18 protein-coding genes and 1 pseudogene are annotated in these 18897 nt (G+C 68.0%); 9 read left to right on the forward strand and 10 right to left on the reverse strand.

Annotated features, from left to right (window positions below; genetic code table 11):
* The first annotated feature begins 49 nt into the window (after positions 1-49).
* Positions 50-979 carry an AraC family transcriptional regulator gene (locus ACQEV1_RS42275; RefSeq protein WP_433402262.1) on the forward strand — a complete coding sequence of 310 codons (930 nt, stop codon included), beginning with the start codon at positions 50-52 and terminating at the stop codon, positions 977-979.
* 73 nt (positions 980-1052) lie between these two features.
* Here ACQEV1_RS42275 and ACQEV1_RS42280 read toward each other — a convergent pair whose 3' ends face one another.
* The gene (locus ACQEV1_RS42280; RefSeq protein WP_433402264.1) at positions 1053-1310 is read right to left on the reverse strand and encodes a GPP34 family phosphoprotein; all 258 of its coding nucleotides are present in this window, start codon (positions 1308-1310) and stop codon (positions 1053-1055) included.
* Between the two features lie 34 nt (positions 1311-1344).
* On the opposite strand from ACQEV1_RS42280, the gene ACQEV1_RS42285 reads away from it, so the two are divergent.
* Positions 1345-1521 (forward strand): hypothetical protein, encoded by a 177-nt coding sequence (locus ACQEV1_RS42285; protein WP_433402266.1) that lies wholly within the window; start codon positions 1345-1347, stop codon positions 1519-1521.
* Between the two features lie 280 nt (positions 1522-1801).
* Here ACQEV1_RS42285 and ACQEV1_RS42290 read toward each other — a convergent pair whose 3' ends face one another.
* On the reverse strand, positions 1802-2839 hold the full coding sequence (locus ACQEV1_RS42290) for an SAM-dependent methyltransferase (RefSeq protein ID WP_433402268.1): 1038 nt from the start codon (positions 2837-2839) through the stop codon (positions 1802-1804).
* A gap of 287 nt (positions 2840-3126) precedes the next feature.
* Positions 3127-3225: pseudogene (locus ACQEV1_RS42295) on the reverse strand (IS5/IS1182 family transposase); the annotation flags it as partial.
* A 434-nt stretch (positions 3226-3659) separates the two neighbouring features.
* On the opposite strand from ACQEV1_RS42295, the gene ACQEV1_RS42300 reads away from it, so the two are divergent.
* Positions 3660-3899, forward strand: coding sequence for a hypothetical protein (locus tag ACQEV1_RS42300; protein WP_433402269.1), 240 nt, complete (start codon positions 3660-3662; stop codon positions 3897-3899).
* 235 nt (positions 3900-4134) lie between these two features.
* Here ACQEV1_RS42300 and ACQEV1_RS42305 read toward each other — a convergent pair whose 3' ends face one another.
* The 4 genes from ACQEV1_RS42305 to ACQEV1_RS42320 all read right to left on the reverse strand — a co-directional run bounded on the left by ACQEV1_RS42305 (position 4135) and on the right by ACQEV1_RS42320 (position 7480).
* The gene (locus ACQEV1_RS42305; protein WP_433402271.1) at positions 4135-4392 is read right to left on the reverse strand and encodes a MafI family immunity protein; all 258 of its coding nucleotides are present in this window, start codon (positions 4390-4392) and stop codon (positions 4135-4137) included.
* A gap of 323 nt (positions 4393-4715) precedes the next feature.
* A complete protein-coding gene (locus tag ACQEV1_RS42310) occupies positions 4716-5135 on the reverse strand; it encodes a DUF6444 domain-containing protein (RefSeq protein ID WP_433406076.1) in 420 nt (139 codons plus the stop codon).
* A 346-nt stretch (positions 5136-5481) separates the two neighbouring features.
* Positions 5482-5670, reverse strand: coding sequence for a hypothetical protein (locus ACQEV1_RS42315; protein WP_433402273.1), 189 nt, complete (start codon positions 5668-5670; stop codon positions 5482-5484).
* A gap of 229 nt (positions 5671-5899) precedes the next feature.
* Positions 5900-7480, reverse strand: coding sequence for a hypothetical protein (locus tag ACQEV1_RS42320; RefSeq protein ID WP_433402275.1), 1581 nt, complete (start codon positions 7478-7480; stop codon positions 5900-5902).
* Between the two features lie 408 nt (positions 7481-7888).
* Here ACQEV1_RS42320 and ACQEV1_RS42325 point away from each other — a divergent pair, with 408 nt between their 5' ends.
* From ACQEV1_RS42325 to ACQEV1_RS42350, 6 genes are all read left to right on the forward strand, one after another.
* Positions 7889-8548 (forward strand): glycosyltransferase family 2 protein, encoded by a 660-nt coding sequence (locus ACQEV1_RS42325; RefSeq protein ID WP_433402277.1) that lies wholly within the window; start codon positions 7889-7891, stop codon positions 8546-8548.
* Positions 8545-9219: a TIGR04282 family arsenosugar biosynthesis glycosyltransferase gene (locus ACQEV1_RS42330; RefSeq protein ID WP_433402279.1), complete on the forward strand. Its 675-nt coding sequence runs from the start codon at positions 8545-8547 to the stop codon at positions 9217-9219. Before ACQEV1_RS42325 ends, ACQEV1_RS42330 begins: the two co-directional genes overlap by 4 nt.
* A gap of 286 nt (positions 9220-9505) precedes the next feature.
* Complete coding sequence (locus ACQEV1_RS42335) at positions 9506-10666, forward strand: molybdopterin-dependent oxidoreductase (RefSeq protein WP_433402281.1); 1161 nt, start codon at positions 9506-9508, stop codon at positions 10664-10666.
* Positions 10663-11235 carry a hypothetical protein gene (locus ACQEV1_RS42340; RefSeq protein ID WP_433402283.1) on the forward strand — a complete coding sequence of 191 codons (573 nt, stop codon included), beginning with the start codon at positions 10663-10665 and terminating at the stop codon, positions 11233-11235. Before ACQEV1_RS42335 ends, ACQEV1_RS42340 begins: the two co-directional genes overlap by 4 nt.
* 12 nt (positions 11236-11247) lie before the next feature.
* Positions 11248-13089 (forward strand): glycoside hydrolase family 15 protein, encoded by a 1842-nt coding sequence (locus ACQEV1_RS42345; protein WP_433402285.1) that lies wholly within the window; start codon positions 11248-11250, stop codon positions 13087-13089.
* A gap of 193 nt (positions 13090-13282) precedes the next feature.
* Positions 13283-14266, forward strand: a complete 984-nt coding sequence (locus ACQEV1_RS42350) for an NAD-dependent epimerase/dehydratase family protein (RefSeq protein ID WP_433402287.1) — start codon at positions 13283-13285, stop codon at positions 14264-14266.
* A gap of 48 nt (positions 14267-14314) precedes the next feature.
* Here the strand turns inward: ACQEV1_RS42350 and ACQEV1_RS42355 are convergent, their stop codons facing one another.
* The 3 genes from ACQEV1_RS42355 to ACQEV1_RS42365 all read right to left on the reverse strand — a co-directional run bounded on the left by ACQEV1_RS42355 (position 14315) and on the right by ACQEV1_RS42365 (position 18802).
* Positions 14315-15673, reverse strand: a complete 1359-nt coding sequence (locus tag ACQEV1_RS42355; protein ID WP_433402289.1) for a hypothetical protein — start codon at positions 15671-15673, stop codon at positions 14315-14317.
* Between the two features lie 543 nt (positions 15674-16216).
* Positions 16217-16696, reverse strand: a complete 480-nt coding sequence (locus tag ACQEV1_RS42360; protein WP_433402290.1) for an MFS transporter — start codon at positions 16694-16696, stop codon at positions 16217-16219.
* 345 nt (positions 16697-17041) lie between these two features.
* A complete protein-coding gene (locus ACQEV1_RS42365) occupies positions 17042-18802 on the reverse strand; it encodes a helix-turn-helix domain-containing protein (RefSeq protein WP_433402292.1) in 1761 nt (586 codons plus the stop codon).
* Positions 18803-18897: the final 95 nt, after the last annotated feature.

Genomic DNA, 18897 nt, shown 5'->3' on the forward strand with positions numbered 1-18897 from the left:
TTTACGTATCGTCCAGGAGGTGTCGTCGTTGCTTGGCTTTCGGGATCCAGTGGCTGACGCGATCGGCCTGCTCCGTCCCCGTACGGTGATCGGGCCCAGCCTCCGGGCCGCAGGTGAGTGGGCGTTGCGCTTCGACCCGTTCTTGCACGTGCGGATCGGCGGCCTCGTGCGCGGCACGTGCTGGTTGATCCTCGAAGGGCACGAGCCGGTGCTCCTGCGGGAGGGTGACACCTTCATGCTGGGCAACCCGCCGCCTTACGTGCTCGCCAGCACGCTCGACGCAAGCCCGCGCCCTGCGGAGCCGGTATTGGCGGGTGCCGAAGACGGGTTCGTGCGGATCGGCCCGGAGTCTGAGGAGGACCTCTACCTCTGCATCGGGCACATCGCGTTCGACGACAGGAACGCGGCCCTCCTGACCGATCTCCTGCCGCCGCTCGTGATCGTCCGCGTGGACGATCCTCATGGCAGGCGGCTCGCACAGCTGATCGATCTCCTGGCCACCGAGGTCGGGGTCGCCGCCGCCGGCGGCCCGCTGGTGCAGAACCACCTCGCGCAGATCCTGCTCGTGCACATGCTGCGTGCTCACGCCGGTCAGACAGACCGGCCCACCGGCTGGCTGGGCGCCCTGAACGAGGACGGCATCGGTGCCGCCCTGCGTGCCGTGCACGCGGACGTGGCCCACTCCTGGAGCCTCAAGGAGCTCGCCGAGATCAGCCACATGTCGCGTTCCGCGTTCGCCCAGGCATTCAAGAGCCACGTCGGGGTCCCGCCGTTGGAGTACCTGATCCAATGGCGCATGAGCCTCGCGCGCGACGCCCTCGCCCGCGACACTCTGTCGATCTCCGAGCTCGCACGGGCCACGGGCTACCTGTCCGAGAGCGCGTTCAGCACCGCGTTCCGCCGCGTGGTCGGCTCATCGCCCGCACAGTTCCGGAACCAGGCACGACAGCCACCACGCTCGGCCGCGAACGGAAACTGAAGGAGACGTCCTGCGCTCAGCTGCGCCGCTCACGCCGGCGACGAAGACACCAGCACACCGCCCGCCGACACCACTACCAGCGACGCGAACGCGGGCGTCGGCGCTGCTGTTGCGGATCGTTCACGGTGACTTGGTGGGAAGCGATCGGTGACAGAAGACTTCGTTTAGTGGAGAGGGTGAGGACGCCTGCCGCGGCGAGCTGGTCGCGCACGGGCTCCTCCGCCGTGGTGGCCTTGTTGTGCAGATAATGCAGCCAGTTCTTCGGCTTCTCCCCAGATACGTCACGCCACACATCTGCGAGGAAGTGATCGTCGGGTGCCTTTCGGGTCACCGGCTACCGCACCAACCCCGACTCGACGGTCACCGTGCTGCTGGAGGGCGGGACCACGGCCGAGGCCGACGGGCTCATCGCCGCGGACGGAATCAACTCCCGTGTGCGCGCCCAGCGCCTTCCCCAGGTCCGGGTCGCCGATCTCGGCGCGCGGCGCATCGCCGGGAAGATTCGCCTCACCGACGAGGCCAAGGCCAAGCTGCCCGCGTAGATGTTCAACGCCTTCTCTTTCTGTCTGGTCAGGCGCTACTTGGCGGCTCAGGACAGTTTCGGGAGAAGGACGCCGGGTCGGAAGCGGAGCGGAGTTGTGCTCGTCGGGAGCGCCGGCCATGAGCCCGGCGTGCCAGATGTCGGCCGCCTTCGCCTTCGTCGCCGGATCCTCGGCAACAGGCCGCCTTAGATCACTTGGGGTGGCCCCGGTGCGGCAATGTACCGGGGCTATCTGCGGATCCCTGGGCCACCGTCCAGGGCGGCCAGTACAGGCGTTCGGGTCAGTGGCCGGGTTTGCGTGCGAGGACGAGCCGGCCCAGCGGGCTGGCGACGATCTGGGCGTCCTGGAACCCAGCCTCACCCGTTTCAGTGGCAAGGGTTTCGGCGGAGAGTCCGTAGGAGGCGTTCTGCTGTCGGTAGAAGAGCTGATCGAGCTGGGCACGGATGGAGGGCTCGTCCTGTGTGGCCAGCGGCGGGAAAAGCTCCTGCATCAGGAGCAGACCGCCGGGTTGCAAGGCGCGGAAGATCGTGGCGATGGTGGCTGCGCGAGTGCTGGTGGAGAAGAAGGGTTGGGCCCAGTAGGAAACGGTGAAGGCTGACTCCTCGTTCAGGGCACGCGCATCAATGGCGCGGACCTCGAGGCGGTCGGCGACGCCGGCCTCCTGCGCGCGGCGGCGGGTCTCGGCGGCGATCTCGGGAACGATCTCGACGCCGACAGCGTGAAGTTCGTCGAACAGGGTTAGCGTCGTGAGCAGAGCACCTCCGACTCCACTGCCGACGTCGAGTAGGGGACCGCCCTGTTCGAGCCGGTCCCGGTATTCCGGTAGCGCCTGGTAGATCAGCCCGTACAACTGCTGCACCCCGATGGTGGGCCGCAATCCCCAGTCGCGGGCGAGCACCAGCGCCTGCCCACCATCGAGACCGCGTCGGCGATCAGTCGGCTGGACTGCCTGCCTGGCCTGGTCGCGCGCCAGGTCCACGGCGTCGAACGGTACGGTCATGTCGAAGCCGGAAACACCGTCAACGAGGGCGTCGAACGTCGTGCTCAGACAAAACGAGGCTGCCTTGGCCTGCACCACGCCGGCCGAAGTGAGTACCGTCAACACGTTCGAGACCTGCTCAACCGAGACACCGTTAGAGGCAGCCAGTTCCTCGGCGGTCGTCTCGCCTCGCAGCTGATCGAGCCAGCCCGCGTGGTAGGCCGCTTGGACGAGCTCGATGAGTTCCGCGCCCTCGGCCCAGCTCCTCATCGCAGATCGTGCCGCCAACGCAGCCTGTAGCCGCTCAAGACCTTCGGCCTGCTCAATGTTCTCGTTCACTGCCCGCTCCCTGGAGCGTCGAGGATGCCGGGGGCACCCGGTGATCTAGTCTTCCCACCCGACTACGCGGGCACCCCGGCCACATTAAGGGACAAAAATATTCTGATAGAACGAACGTTCTGTCTTGATGAGCGTGGCAACTTCGCCATGCGCTGTCAAGACCGAACGTTCTACCCCATAGACTGCCTTCATGAGGCGAGAATCCGAAGGCCGGCCCTCCGAGGCGCGCTCCCTCCTGCTCGGCATGGCGACCAGGATCTTCTACGCGGAGGGGATCCACTCGGTCGGATTCTGCGGATTATCGTCTTGATCTCGGCCCAGCGGATCATGACCTCAGAGGTGGCGGATTGGCGTTCGTAGTCGCGAGCCAGGCGCCGGTGGACGGTCGGTTCGAGATCGTCGTAGGTGGTCCCCACGATATGTAAGAGGGTCCCGAGGGGAGCTGTGTCAGGCGTGGTACACAGGTCATTTCCGGGAAGCACGGAGATGTCCGTGAGGGGGCTCAAGCCTCAACCTTACGGCCAGGGTTCTCAGGTTCTCTCATTGCATGACGGAGATGCAGGCGGTGTCCAAATCGCGTCGCTTCGTAACGGCACGTACCGCGACATACGAGCACCCACGGAGCACCCATCATCCGCGACATATTGGTCAGCAAAGCCGGATAGTCGTGACAGCTTGTGTGTCCGAAATCCTGCAGGGAACGGGGTCGTGGACTTGGAGGCGCGAGCCGAGGCCGGCGCGTGCCGCTGGGCGACGCGGCCCATGCGATGCCTCCCACCGCCTCGCGCTGGGCGCGAACCAGGTACTGGAGGATGTCTGGATGCTCCTGCGCCGCCCGGCCGCCGACACGGCGACGGCCAGACAGGCCTACGAACGCGACCGCCGCGGATCGGCGGCACTCGCCTCGCTGGTCGACACCCCGAGCCTGGCTGTCACCGGGCCGAAGACGATACTCCAGGGCGAAGGATCGATGCGCATGGCCGGGACCACCTCGCGGACGTCCACCTGCTGCGTAGCCACACTCCTTCAAAAGATCAGCAAGCTCCTGCGGACCGAGTGACCACCCCGCCTGCATGAGCCACCAGCGGTCCCACCACCTCATGCGGCTCGACCCCAGGCGACAACGCCGAGTCGCGAACTTCAGCCACATGGCCACGTAGGCCGGGATCATTTGTGTCGCGTTCGTCGTAGACATCTACTCCCGCACAATCGTCGACTGATCGGCCACGACGAGCAAGCGCGCCAAGCTCGCGCGTCACCGGCTCAGGCTGTCGCCATCCCATACTCCCCTAGCATCAATCGGTCACAAGCTCATCAAGTCTTTCCACTGCTTCGGGCTCCTCCAAATCAGCCGACAGCCGGAGGAGGCGTTGATAAAAATCACGCGATATGGCAAGTGAATCTTCGTACAGCCAGGAGCAGAGAGTATCAAACGCCATCCCTATCTCACCCACATAAACCAACTGCTTGACGTCAGCACGTGCGCCACTCCTGACAATTGGCGATTCGCCCAATAGGGCCATTATATCCGCCTGCGCCTGCCTGAAATCCACAACGTCACCCGATCGAAAATCCCCGTAATTACCCTATCCGTAGCTGGTTCATATACCGGGGCGAGCGCCACACCGGCGGACAGGGCTTTGATCTCTTCATTGTTCCGCGATGTGATCGTCCCTGCTGGTTGGGCCCATATGTGGCGAGACCCCGGTGGTCCTCGTCCTGCCCGCAGGCAGGTCTGTGGAGCGGGTCGGCGGCGAGGAAGGCCAGGTGGGCGAGGGCGATCATCGCGAGGGTGACGTGCCGGTACCAGGCGGTGTACACGAACTCGGTAGTGACAGCCTCGTTCTTGGCCGCCTGGAATAGCTCTCGGTAAAGTTCAACGACTTCGACACCCCACCGGGAGTGCTCGGCTCCGGCGAGGGTGCACAGGCAGCCGGAGACCTTCTGCCTGCCGCCGCTCCACCCCCCGCCTCGAGCGCCCCGCCAAGTCCTCACCGCAGCCCCGGCAACAGCCCGGCTCATGCCGCTCACGCCGATCGCTTTCGGCGACCTGACACAAACGTCTGCCCCCCGATGCCCGGCCTGCCCGCCCGGCCACCGCCCGCTCCTGCCCGCAACGATCTCCGCGGCGGCTTGACCGACCGTCCGACGACGGCGGCTTAGAAAAGTTCGAAGAGTTCTTGCCCAATTGCACCTCAAGCTCGGCGATCCTCGCCTCCGCCCGCTCCAGCCGAGCCGACAGCTCCACCACCAACGCCGCCAACTCCTCATAGCAGGGCTTGTCAGCGACGGGCACCCGACCATGATCGACAGTCAGGACAACCAAGATCAAAGCGGACTGCTCGAGAAGAGCTGACCAGTCACGACGTCACGAACGTATCTCGCAGGCGGCCCTGGAGGATTATCTCATTGACTGGCCCGTGCGCCTTTGATATTCGGTTCGAGCGAGATAAAGCAGCGTCTCAGCCGACTGGAGCCTGGGAGCGACAAAGTCAATGAAGCGCTCCGAATAATCGAGCACCACCCGCACCCTTTCCCGCCCAGCGTACGCAGTCGCCGCTCAACCCGCCCCACTGCCGCTTCGACGTCCGCCCGACCCGTAACAGCATTCGAGCCGATCACTGACCAGAAATCAGCAACCATTATTGACCCCACTCCTCGGCACCGGGAAGCATCGGCTGGTTACGCCTATCGAGCATGCTCTTCCCAGGAGAATTATAGTCATTCGACAAGGGGATGCCCTGTTTGCGCAACTGCTGAATTTTCAGGTGTTCAGCCACAAACACGTCGTCCTCACATCCGCACACATGCGTGATCTCGACGTCATCCATGCTCGCCAACCGACCACTACGGAGGTGGGCCCCCAGCCGATTCGTCAAATTTATCGACTCCACCCATCCCGGGGCAGACCAGAGCCTCCACCGATTCCGGAGCGGTTCAGGGGCGGCATCGTCCGTCCTGCTCTCACGGTGGTGTGATCCCTTCGTGATCCCGGCCGTCGACGCCGCCAAGAGCCTGCTCAGCGTTCCACGCGTGGTGGCTCATCGTGGCGGACCGCGTTCAACTCGTGTCGATCTTGTTGCCCTTCGGGTTGAGCACGTACCACTTGGCGCCAAAGGAGTTGAGGGCTTGGCCGGTGATGTCGCCGGGCTTGGTGTCGCTGACGAAGTAGTACAGCGGCGGTGGCCAGGCTCTCGCGCAGGCGCCGTAGCAGGTCGATTTGGTGCCCTTGTCCGCCTCGAACAGGTACAGCGTGCGTCCTTGGCCGTCGACGAGGATCTTGCCGAGTTTGGAGTCACGGACCGCGACGGGAACGCCCGCGGCATGGCAGCTGCCGGCGGGGGTCTTCGCGGTCGGGGAACCCGGCGTGGCTGGGGCGACCTTCAGCCGGCTGAGCGCGTAGCGGCTGACGGCGGCGGCGAGTTCGTTGGCGGATCGGTGGTCGAGCCGGGTGTGCGCGCCCGCCCAGGTGCGACTGAGCCCGGTTTCGGTCGCGGCGCCGCTGAAACTGGTGAAGGTCTTGGTGACGCCGGGCGTGCCCGGTGAGGTGAGGGTGAAGGTGTTGCGGTCGCCGTAGAAGCCGGCGAGTACTGCCGCGGCGGCCGCGCTCACCCCGCTGCTCAAGCCCGGGTAGGACGGGTCGGGGGGGATGATGACAAGGGGGGTCCATGCGGGGTCGCGTTTGACCTGCGGGTTGCCGGCGGCGAGGCGGATGGCGGTGACCGGCCGCCAGAGCCGATAGTGGTATTTGGCGTCGTAGAGGCCTATGGTGACATCGGCGACAGTGAGGTTGAACAGGGCGAACAGGTCTGCCGACTGGTCGAGGTCGCTGTGCCGCGCGGCGACTTGCTGGGCGATGTCGTTCCAGGCGTACTGGGCGGGGGTAGCCCAGAACTTGGCGGCCGTGGTCTGTTCCGCTGTGCGTGTCGTGCTGTGGGCGGCGCCGATGGCTTTGACCTCATTGATGGCGGCCGCGTAGGCAGGGCTGGCCAGCGGCGGGGGCCCGGCGGGGCGGAACTGGTGGCCGGTACGAAGCAGGAACGGGGCGACGTTGCCCCAGTGGGTGAATTCCGGTGTCTTGAAGGCGGGCGGGGTCGGCCGGTAGTCGCCGGGTTTGCCGGTGGTGGTATAGCGCGGCGGGGTGGCGTCGGCACCGTCGTGCGCACGCAGCGCGAGGATGCCATGGGCCGCTCGGGCACCGACCTGGATGCCCTCCTGCTTGGCGCGGCCGTTCGGAATGCCGGCGAGGTCGCCGACCAACTGCTGGTCCAGGCTGGTCTTTCGCGCCGGGTACAAGGCGGTGAGGGTGTCGTGCGCGGCCGCCGCAGCTGCGGCGGGGCGGGAGGCGTCTCGCGGTGCGGTGAGGCTGATGCCGTAGAGGGTGTGAGCACGGCTGATCGCGTTAACCGCGTCATAGACGGCTGCGCTCATGATGGCGAAGTTACGGGTGGGTTGAACGGTGGCCGGCTGTGCGTGCGGAGTCCGCACGATCCCGAGCAGGGTCCGGTTCCACTCGATCACCACATTGTCCTGCGGCGGCCTCTCGACGACACTCGCGGTCGCGAACGGGGCGGTATGGGCGGCGGATGTCGGGGTGCTTTGGACGCCGAGCGCCAAGACCGCCACGGCTGGCGCGAGCATAGACCGACGCTGAGTTTTCCGCGGTTCTGGAAAGGCGAACATCCTCACGGTCGTCCTCCTGTCGGTTAGCTGGAGGAAAGCTGCGAGCCGCTTCGGCGGTTCCGCGTCGGCCAGGATCGACCGTGTCGAGGCCGACACGCGCTGGGACCGGCGTGCTCAGACCAGTCAGGAATTCGGCCCTGGACCGGTCGAGTCACTGTAGCCATGCCCCACCGGCGTAGCCCAAAACGAACGGCCCCCACCGTGTGTACCTGGTGACAGGCCCCTTACTGGTGGGTCGATATGGCGACAACGCACAGCGTCTACGGTGCCACGACCAGGGCCTTCACCGGGTCGGCTTGGTCGCGGAGGCACGGATCCGCCGGTCAGGGTCGTGTGATGGACCGGCGCTAGGGAATGTCACTGGGTGTGACCGACGTGGTCGTTGATGTTGTCTTGCCCTGCCTGGACGAGGCCGAAGCCCTGCCGTGGGTGCTTGGCCGGTTCCCCGAGGGTTTTCGCCCGATCGTGGTTGACAACGGCTCCACGGACGGGTCGCGGGAGGTTGCCCGGTCACTCGGCGCTGTGGTGATCAGGGAGCCGCAGCGTGGGTTCGGCGCGGCATGTCACGCGGGTCTTTCGGCGGCCGTCGCCCAGGTTGTCTGCTTCTGCGACTGCGACGCGAGTCTGGATCCCCGGCAGCTGCCCCGGGTCGCGGCGCCCGTGTTGGACGGCTCTGCTGATCTGGTGCTGGGATACCGGCGCCCTATCGCACGTGGGGTCTGGCCGCTGCCTGGTCGGCTGGCCAACCGAGAGCTGGTGCGGCGTATTCGGGGGCGCACCGGCTTCCGGGTGCGTGATCTCGGGCCGATGCGGGCAGCCCGGCGTGTGGACCTCCTCGCGTTGGGGCTGGCCGATCGGCGGTGCGGTTATGCGCTGGAGATGCTGGTGCGTGCCGTGGATGCCGGCTGGCGGGTGCGTGAGGCTGAGGTGGACTACCTGCCACGGCTCGGCCGATCGAAGGTCACCGGGACGCTGCGCGGCTTCCGGCAGGCGGTCCAGGACATGAGCGCGGTGCTCACCCGGTGAAAGGCGGCAGCGTCGGGTTCAACGGCGATTCGGTAACGACGCTGCTGGTCATCGCGAAACAGCCGGTGCCGGGGCGGGTCAAGACACGGCTGGTGCCGCCGTACTCCTTCGAACAGGCGGCTGTGCTCGCCGAGGCCGCGCTGGCGGACACGTTGCGCGCGATGCTCGCCGCGCCCGCCTGTCGCCGGGTCCTGGTCCTGGATGGGCGACCTGGGCCATGGCTTCCGGACGGATTTGAGATCGTCCCCCAAGCCTCGGGGGAACTGGACGAGAGATTGGCCGCGGCGTTCGGGGCGGTGTCGGGGCCGGCGCTGCTGATCGGTATGGATACTCCACAGGTCACACCTGATCTGCTCACCGTCGGCTGGGATGAGGTGGACGCGTGGTTCGGTCCGGCCGCCGATGGGGGCTTCTGGGCCTTGGGATTACGTGAGCCTGACCCCGGCCTGCTGCGGGGCGTGGCCATGTCCACTCCGGCCACCGGCGCTGTGCAGCGGGGGCGGCTGTGCGCTGCCGGTCTGCGGGTGGCGGATCTTCCTCTTTTGCAGGACGTCGACACCGCCGCGGACGCCGCCGCGGTCGCTCATCTCGCCCCATGGACCCGTTTCGCCGCCTGCGTACGCGACCTCACCCCTGCCGTTTCCGGGCCACGGCGACGGTTCGCTCGATGACTCGCCGCCCGGTGTGGGGAGTCGGGCCAGGCGGCGTGGGGAATGGGAGGGGAAGTGGCAGTCAGGGGGACTTGTGACAGATCGGCCATCGCCGGGGGACGCGCATCACGAGGCCCGGTCCGCTGACCGTCCGGGCCGACGTGGCAAGCTCCGTGGACGGGGACGAGCCGCGTGGCTTCGCGCGCACCCGCCACCTGGGCCGTTTCGCCGGGAGTTCTGGCGGAGCCCGCTGCGCGGGCCGTGGCTGACGTCAGTATTCGGCGCCGTCCTGTTGATCGGGATTACGTTGGTCGCCGTCACCGGGCTGCTGTCTTACGCCGCCTACGATCCGCGGTTGGCGGGCAACGACATGACACCGCGGAAGGGCCTGCTGGGCTTCTACCTATTCGACTGGCCCACCCATCCGGTCTGGTTTTACCGGCTCAGCCAGACGGTTCACGTGATCCTCGGGCTCACGCTCGTTCCGATCCTTCTGGCCAAACTGTGGTCGGTCATTCCCAAGCTGTTCGACTGGCCGCCGGCGCGTTCTCCGGCTCAGGCGCTGGAGCGGATCAGCCTGCTCTTGCTGGTCGGTGGTGCGGTGTTCGAGTTCGTCACCGGCATCCTCAACATCCAGCTGTTCTACGTCTTTCCGTTCTTCTACCCGGCACACCTGTATGGGGCGTGGATTTTCCTGGCGGCGTTCGTCGTGCATGTCGCGTTGAAGCTGCCGCGGATGGTCAGCGCGCTCAGGTCGCGCAGTTTCCGCCGTGAGCTGCGCACCGGCCTGGCCGACACCCGACCAGAACCGCCTGACCCCGATGGTCTGGTCGCGGTTCGCCCCGGAGAGCCGACCGTCTCGCGGCGCGGGCTGCTCGGTTTCGTCGGCGGCGCCTCGCTCACGGTGTTCGGCCTGTCGATCGGCCAGACCATCGACGGGCCGTTGCGGCGTACCGCGTTGCTGGCGCCGCGCGGACGCGAGTACGGCCCTGGGCCCAACGACTTCCAGGTGAACAAGACCGCAGCCGCCAAGGGAATCACAGCGCGCGACGTCGGCCCGGGCTGGAGGCTGGAACTGGTCGGCCCGCGGCGGATGCGAGTGTCCCGTCCGGATCTACTGGCGATGCCGCTGTACACGTACGATCTGCCGATCGCTTGTGTGGAGGGCTGGTCCACACAACAAAGGTGGACCGGCGTGCGCCTCGCCGACCTGGCCCGGCTGGTCGGAGCCACGCCCGGCAGAGATGAGGTCTTCGTCGAGTCCCTCGAGCGTGGAGGCGCTTTCGGCCACGTGACCCTCAACGCCCGCCAGGTCGCAGACCGGGCCTCGTTGCTCGCGCTGCGCGTCAACGCCGCTGACCTGTCCCTCGACCACGGGTTCCCGGCCCGCATCATCGTTCCGAACGCGCCGGGCGTGCACAACACCAAGTGGGTCACCCGGCTCAGCTTCAGGCCCGCAGGACCATGAGCGCCAGGTCGCCATCGCGGATCCGTGCCGTCCGCCGGCGAATCGCCGCATATTACGGCGCCGACCCGCTGCACCTGCTCGCCTTGATCGCCTGCTTCGCCCTGGCCGGTTACGCCGCGAGCCGGGTCGTCGCCGCCACTGATCCGCGAGGGCAGCGAATCTGGGTCGGTTTCGCGATCTGGTTCATCGGTTCGGCGATCGTGCACGACCTTGTGCTGTTCCCGCTCTACGCGCTAGCCGACGTCGCCGTGCAACGACGCCGGTGGGCACGGCGCCGGCCGAGCCCGCACGTCCAGTGGAAACCGTGGATCAACTATCTGCGCATACCAGCCGGGCTGTCGGGGCTGCTGCTACTCATCTGGTTCCCGCTCATCCTCCGGCTGTCCGGCGAGACTTACCGCAAGACGGTCGGGCTGGACATCAGCCCCTTTCTGGGGCGGTGGTTCTTGGTGACCGGAGTGCTGTTCGCCGGATCCGCCCTTGCCTATGCCGTGCGCCTACGGTCAGCAGCGTCCGCACGGCGTGGACCGCGCCCGAAACAACGGCCGAAAAGACCTCGCCGGGAGTAGGGGGGATGCCTGGTGAGCACACGTCCGATCAGCGATTACGCACTACTGGCAGATTGCCGGTCAGCCGCTCTTGTCACCTCGGACGGTTCGGTGGACTGGTTGTGCGCCCCCCGATTCGACAGTCCGGCGATCTTCGCTCGGTTGCTCGACGATGACGCCGGGCACTGGTCGATCCGTCCCGCCGGTCCCGCTGAGGTCACCCGAAGGTACGTGGAGGACACGCTCGTCCTGGAGACCACCTTCCGTACCAGCGGTGGCACGGTCGTGCTCGTCGATGCGCTCGCTCTGGGCAGGCGCGAGCGCGGGCACGGCATCGGCGTGTCCTCGCCGGGTGTTCTCCTTCGCGAAGCGACCTGCGTGGAAGGCACCGTCACACTGGAGATGGCGTACGCGCCACGCCCGGAGTTCGGACTCGTGCGTCCCCTGATGGAGCCCGTCCGCGGTGGCCTGATCGCCCGAGGCGGCGCTCACGTCCTGACGCTGTCGGTCCCCGCCGAATTGAAAGTGGACGGTTCGACCGCCCGCGCCACGGTCACCCTGACGGCGAGACAACGGCTCGGCTTCGCCCTGCACGCCGGCGCGGGCTGGGAGACCGAACCTGGGTGCTGGAATCGGCGGCTCATCCACCGCCGTATCAAGGACACCATCGAAGGCTGGCGGTCCTGGTCCCGAGAACACGCCCGTTACCAGGGCCCCTGGCAGGACCAGGTGGCTCACAGCGGACGGGTGCTTCGCGCACTGACATTCGCTCCTACCGGTGCGATCGTCGCCGCGGCCACCACCTCGCTACCGGAGGAGGCCGGCGGAGTACGCAACTGGGACTACCGCTACACCTGGGTCCGGGACGCGAGCTTCACCTTGCAGGCCCTCGACACCGCGGCGTGCGAGAAGGAGGAGGCCGCGTTCTTCGGCTTCCTCGCCCGCGCTGCGGCCACCCGGCTCGACCGCGATTCCGATCTGCAGATCATGTACGGCGTCGGCGGAGAACGCGATCTCAGCGAACGCCTACTGCCGCATCTGACCGGCTGGCGCGGCAGTACCCCCGTACGCGTCGGAAACGATGCATGGCGCCAGCGCCAGCTCGACGTCTACGGTGAACTCCTCGATGCCGCCCACCAGCTGTGCTCCGACACGGCGCGCCAGGAGTACGAGACGGTCACGCGCACCTTCCTGCTCGGCGCCGCCGAGACGGCTGCCCGCCGTTGGCAACAACCAGATCAGGGCATCTGGGAGATCCGCGGGCCAAGCCGGCACTTCCTGCACTCCAAGCTCATGTGCTGGGTCGCCTTGGACCGCGGCATCGCCCTGGCCCCGGTCCTTGGAGCCGCCGACCGCGTCGGCGCCTGGGAACAGACCCGTTCCCAGATCCGCGCGGCGATCCTGACGCAAGGCTGGAACCCGAATGCCAGCGCATTCACCCAGGCCTTCGGCGACCCGAGCCTGGACGCATCCGCCCTGACCATGCCGATGGTCGGGTTCCTTCCCGGTGATGACCCCCGGGTCCGGGCCACCGTGAACGCCATTGCGACGCACCTCACCGACGCACGCGGTCTTGTCCGCCGATACACCGCCTCTGACGGACTGCCCGGCGGCGAAGGAAGCTTCCTTCTCTGCACGTTCTGGCTGGCCCATGCCCTCGCCCTGACCGGCCAGGCCACACCAGCCCAACACGTGTTCGAGGCCGCCGTCCAGCACGCCAACGACGTCGGTCTGCTGGCCGAAGAAGTCGACTCCGACACCGGTGAACCCATCGGCAACTTCCCACAGGCATTCAGCCACATCGGCCTGATCAACGCCGCGAGTGCCATCCGTGACTGCGAAGGCGGACGCCCTCACGACGGATCGCAGTCGTGAGGTCACCAGGCCATGCAGCCTCAAGGTCATGGCGTTCACCGCCGCCCCGCCTCGCCGATGAGTCCACGGTGATCACACCTCATCGGCGACCGATGGTCTGCGTACGCCCATGAAATGCGGAGCTTCTTACGAGGTGCGTACGGTCGGTCGCGCTGCGGAACTCAGCCGGGCCGTCTCTGGTTAGCGTGCGGGCATGCACGTACTGGTCACCGGCTCGGCCGGATTCATCGGTTCCCACGTCGTCGAGGCGCTGCGGGAGCGTGGCCATGACGTGCGCACGTTCGACCTGCGGTCCGGTGAGGACGTCCGGGACGAGGCGACGCTCACGCGCCGCCTGACCGGGCTGGACGCGGTCTGCCACCAGGCGGCCAAGGTCGGCCTCGGCGTCGACGTGTCGGATCTCCCGGCGTACGCTTCGGCGAATGTCCTGGGCACCGCGGTGCTGCTCGCCGCGATGGCACGGACGGGTGTGGACCGGCTCGTGCTGGCCTCGTCGATGGTGGTGTACGGCGAGGGCGCCTACGGCTGCCCGGATCACGGCCGGGTGCGGCCCGGCCCTCGTGCGGTCGGCGACCTCGCGGCCGGCCGTTTCGAACCGCGCTGCCCGGTCTGCGCCGCGTCACTGACACCCGCCACCGTCCGGGAGGACGCCCCCATGGACCCGCGCAACGCCTACGCCGACACCAAACTCGCTCAAGAACACCTCGCGGCCTCATGGGCGCGGGCGACCGGCGGCACCGCGGTGGCACTGCGCTACCACAACGTGTACGGGTCGCGGATGCCGCGCGACACCCCCTATGCGGGCGTCGCCGCCATCTTCCGGTCCTGTCTGGAACGCGGCGAGCCGCCCCACGTCTTCGAGGACGGCGGCCAACGGCGCGACTTCGTACACGTCCGAGACGTCGCCCGCGCCAACGTCCTGGCGCTGGCGTCCGCGCCCGGCGCGGGTGAACTGCGCGCCTACAACATCGCCAGTGGTGAGCCGCACACGGTCGGTCAGATGGCGGTCGCCCTCGCGAAGGCCTACGGCGGACCGGATCCGGTCGTGACCGGTGAGTACCGTCTGGGCGACGTGCGCCACATCGTCGCATCCCCTGACCGAGCCGCCATCGACCTGGGATTTCGCTCCTCGATCCGGTTCGACGAAGGAATGGCCGCGTTCGCCGCGCAGTCATGAGCGCGCCGGCACACAGCGCCTGAGGCAGCCCGGCCGACGAGATGTGCTTCACCATGGCGAACGCACGACGGCCTCGATCACAAGCCCGGTCACCGCCTGCGCGAGCAGCATCGTACGGGCCGGTGGGCGGTGGACGGCCGCCACGGCCACGACCCACGCGGCGTACGGGATCCAGATCCGCTCGACCTCCCCACGTGTGACGCCGGACAGGTCCAGCGCGAGCACCCCGGCGAGTGCGGCTGCGGCGAGCCACCCGAGCCTGCCCGAGCCAGGGTGCCCTTGACCGCCGGGTGGCGTGGTGAATACGAGACCGGCGGCACGCCGAAGTGCGGCTGGCAGGGGCATAGCGGCCGCCGGACCGATCAGAAGGGCCAAAACGGCCAAGTCGCCGACGAGAAAGTACGAATACGGTCGCCTCGAGCCGAGAGAGATGAGCCAAGCGGCGTGTGTACCGACCACCCCGTCCCACCAATAGAATCCGGCGATCGTAAAGACGATCGGAACGACCAGGCATCCGGCGGCCAGCGCGATGAGAACCGGCCATCCGGGCCGCGTCAAGATGAGCACGGCGAGCGGCAGCGCGAAAATCGGCAGCAGGCCATAACTCAGGTACGGCAGAGAACCGAGCAGCAGCCCGCCCGCGAACGCTCTTGCGGCCATCCCCAATGCGGACGATTCGGTACCTACATCACGTTCGAGCGTACTGCTCAGGGACGAGCCCGACTCGGCGGCCGCGACAGCGACCAGCGCCACCGCCCACGCGGCCACCCCGAGGAAAAAGGCGTCCATACTGGTGGCGATCCACAGCGCGATCGGCGAGAGCACAAGGAACGGCACCGCCCGGCGCGCGACGTCCTCACCAGCGATGACCCGCACCGTGACCGCGATCGCGGCCGCCTCCGACCCCCCAACCGCGATCACAAGGGCCGCCGCCCACCCCGCGCCGGCCAGCCCCATCCATTGCATCGTCCACAAAACCAGCATGGGCAGCGGCGGATGCCCCTTCACGTGTGTGGGGTAGGCCTGCATCTCCTTGGTGAAGCCCCGCAGCCAACCCAGGGGATCGTCGCCCATGGCGGGAAGCCCGGCCAGATACTCGGTCGGGGTGGTCAGTGGCCGGGCGAGGCCATCAGGGAGTTGCAGCAGCACCGCCCAGCCGGCCGATCCCAGCCACGCGAACACCAGCAGCGGCCGCCACGGCAGCCACCGCGCCGTCACCGGCAGCACCGTGACCGCGACCAGTCCAACGGCCGCGGCGGGCAGCAAGGGGCCGAGCAACAACCGAGCCTGGGCGTGCAACGGCGGAAACGCATCCACCGGCAGCGCCCCGGCCCGGCGCAGCACCGCACCCGCCCCGAACGCGACCACGATCAGGGCAGCCCAACCGACAAGCGGAAGCCACGCCACCCATCCCGGTTCCCGCCTTGCCGGTCCACCGCAATCCGGCACTGGCCCGGACCATCCCGACGGTCGGTACTGTCCTACCTTCTGCCAGGTACGCGGACGCCACCGCAAGCCACCGCCCGACTTTCGAGAGAGCCGAGACCGGTCCTGTCCCGAATCGGCATCTGATGTCGCCAGCCGGAAACGGATCATGCCTTAACCGTAGGTCTGGCCAGGCCAGATACTCGGCTACGCCGTCACCGCGAAGGTTGATTTTTGGTGCCGAGGACGGTGATCAGTACTGGGCCGACCGGGCGGTGCTGGTCGCTCTCGCGCGGCGGCTGCCCAAGCGGCTTCGGCTCCACCGCATCGTCACACCAGGCACTTTGTCGGCCTGGCACCGCCGGCTGGTCACTAAGCGCTGGACTTACCCGAACAGTCGGGGCATCCCCAGAGGCCTTCACCGATACGACGACCAAGTCGACATCCCAGCCTCTATGCCGCCTTCGGCAACAAGGAGGGACTGTTCCGCAAGGTCCTCGCCCGTTACCTCGACGGCCCCGGCTCCTACACCGCCGACGCGCTGGACGCGCCCACCGCCCGCGACGTCACCGGCCAGCACCAGGGAGGCGGCGATGAGCGAGGCCACGCGAAGTAGGCGCCGTGCGGCAGGCCGGCGACCAGCCGCGCCACCAGCAACGTGCCGTAGTCCGGCGCCAGCGCGGTCAGCGCGTTGCCGAGCAGGAACGCGACCATGAGACCGAGCGCAAGCCGGCGGCGCGGCAGCCGGGCACCCAGCGCCGCGATTACCGGCGCGCCGATCACCACACCGAGGGCATAGGCGGAGATGAGGTGAACGCCGGTCGGGATGTCCACGCCGACGCCTCGGGTGATCTCGGGCAGCAGGCCCATGGACACGAACTCGTTCGTGCCGATCGCGAAACTCCCGAGGGCGAGTGCCGCGATCGGGAGGGCCGCCGGGCGGGATGCGGGGCCGTCCGGCCGGGTCGTGGGCGTCGGTTGGCCGGTGGTGGTGAGGGTGTTCACATACCGCCGTCAAGGCGGCCTGCGACCTGTGCATTCCCGTCCTGCGCGACCGTCGTCTCGCAAGGGCGCGCGGTCACCGGGTCAGCGACCGCGCCCCCACCTGCGCAGTCGCTGCGACTGGGCCGCGGGTCACCCTCCACGCGGAGCCGTCTCGGCTGCGCGGCACCCAGACGGTCGGCTCGCGGCCCTACGGGCTGGGGCCGGCACGACTACGCAAGCCCCGTCACGGCCGCGCCTGGCCACACAGGTCCGGTCCAGTCGGCCTGGGAAGCGGCACCTGGGTTGCTCTCGGTCCCTTTCCCCAGGCCGCTCGCCGAACCCGCCGTGCCGATCTCTCGGCACCGGTCAAGGCGGCGGGGCGAGCTCGGAGTCGAGCGCCTCGTTCACCCGCGTCAGCGTGTCGATGTGATGAGCCAGCCACACCATGAACTGGGTTTCCGCTGAGCGAATGTCCATGTTGAGTGCGCGGCTGACGCGGTTCAGCTTGTAGAGGGTCGTGTTGCGGTGCAGCCCGAGGCGCCGGGACGCCGCGTTGAGGTTGCCCGACTCCGCCACATAGGCGAGCACGACGGTTTCGAGGCTGCATGCGTTGCCGTCCGCGCGACGCAGCGGGGCGAGGAGCTCGGCGGCGAACTGACGACCGCTCTCGGAGTCGGCCAGTTCGCGGATGGCGACAAAGATGCGCAGGTCGTCGTAGCCGGCGACCGGAGGTGCGTCGACGCGGCGGGCCAGCGCGAGCGCCGTGCGAGCCTCGCGGTAACTGGCGGCGATTCTGCCGGCGCCGGCTCCTGACCGCCCGAACGCCACGCGCGGCTCCGAGTCGAGGCGTTCGCGTAGCACGCGACGGATGGCGCCGGTGATCTCCCGTATCGCGGTGTTGTCTGCGGTATGGCTGACGGGGCAGACCGCGACGAGCTTCCCGCCGATCTGCGTCGCCAGGGTGGGCAGGCTCGCGTCGGGGTCCAGGCGCTCGACGGCGCGCGCCGCGGCGCTGAACCGGCGCACGGCCCTGGCGTCGTCGGTGATGGGCGGATCCAGCTCGGCGACACAGACCGCGTAGGCGGCGTCGACATCGAACCCGTGGTGCCGGGCCCGTGCCTGCAACTGCTGGCCGTCGGCGAAACGGCCGTGTACCAGCTCCACGATGAAGTCGCCACGGGTCCGTTCCTCGGCCTCGGTGATCGATCGGATCCGGTGCATCTCCGAGCCGATCAGTACGGCGCCCTCGTGGGCGATGATCCGATGCTGGGCGCGGTCATGCGAATCAGCGTCGGCCGATTCGAGCACGGCGGCGATCCCGGTGATCTCGCCTCCGAACGTCACGGGTGAAGCGATGAGCATGAGGCCGTTCGGATCGTCGCCCACGGGGCTCAGAACGGCCGGTCCGGCCGGAAACGTCGCGGCGGGCAGGCCCTCGACGTGGCTGATCAGCGCACCGACAAGCGGCTCCGGAGACGATTTCTCGGCCCCGCAGACGCTCTCGTACGCCAGCAGCGCGCCGTCCAGATCGACGACCAGCACAGGGGCCTTGGCCATGCGCGCCATGCCGTAGGCCAGCGCCGACACTCCGGCTCCCCGAGTGAGGATCTCGCCGAGCGACCGGTGCACCCGGTCGCGGTACTCCAACACGTGCGTCGACTGGGCGAGCACTTTTGTGGCCACGAGTTGGTTGACCGTCCGGTAATCGGCGCCGGGAGGCAGGAGCGCGAGGGGAAGCCCGGTCGCGTCCGCGGCCGCTCTTGCCTCGGGGAAGGCCGACCGCAGTGCTGCGGGCGATCCCACGTCGGGCGGCTCGAGCCGGACCAGGAGCGCCACCGCGCCCTCGTCCTTCGCGTGCCGAACGGTCGCCGGGGCCACGTCACCGCGGATCAGCTCCACCGGGGCGTAGACCGCGATGTCTTCGCCGTCCGCGGTCGTGGCCAACTCGGAGAGCGGCAGGCACCAGCGCACCGACCGGTCGGTCCCGGACGAGCCGGCGACGAGGGTGTTGCGCAGCAACGGTTCAGCGAGTAGCGCGGCGACCGTCAACGGTTCGGGCGCCTCTGCCTCGTCCAGGAGCGATCGATCCGCCTCCGTCGCCGGCGTATCGCCCTGCCTCTGTGCCATATGCCCACATCCGATTGTCGAGCCGGTGCACTTCGTCCAGTTTCAGCAATGGTGCTCTTGCCCGACAATTTCCGGAAGCCGTCACAGTCCACAAT

It is taken from the genome of Actinoallomurus sp. CA-142502 (genome assembly GCF_050936355.1).
In the GTDB taxonomy this organism is placed as follows: domain Bacteria; phylum Actinomycetota; class Actinomycetes; order Streptosporangiales; family Streptosporangiaceae; genus Actinoallomurus; species Actinoallomurus iriomotensis.

Excerpts from the sequence above, each read along its gene's own strand:
- ACQEV1_RS42340 (WP_433402283.1), top strand. The coding sequence starts at position 10,663 with ATGAGCGCCAGGTCGCCATCGCGGATCCGTGCCGTCCGCCGGCGAATC.
- ACQEV1_RS42315 (WP_433402273.1), bottom strand. The coding sequence starts at position 5,670 with ATGGATGACGTCGAGATCACGCATGTGTGCGGATGTGAGGACGACGTG.
- ACQEV1_RS42300 (WP_433402269.1), top strand. The coding sequence starts at position 3,660 with ATGCTCCTGCGCCGCCCGGCCGCCGACACGGCGACGGCCAGACAGGCC.
- ACQEV1_RS42350 (WP_433402287.1), top strand. The coding sequence starts at position 13,283 with ATGCACGTACTGGTCACCGGCTCGGCCGGATTCATCGGTTCCCACGTC.
- ACQEV1_RS42320 (WP_433402275.1), bottom strand. The coding sequence starts at position 7,480 with ATGCTCGCGCCAGCCGTGGCGGTCTTGGCGCTCGGCGTCCAAAGCACC.
- ACQEV1_RS42365 (WP_433402292.1), bottom strand. The coding sequence starts at position 18,802 with ATGGCACAGAGGCAGGGCGATACGCCGGCGACGGAGGCGGATCGATCG.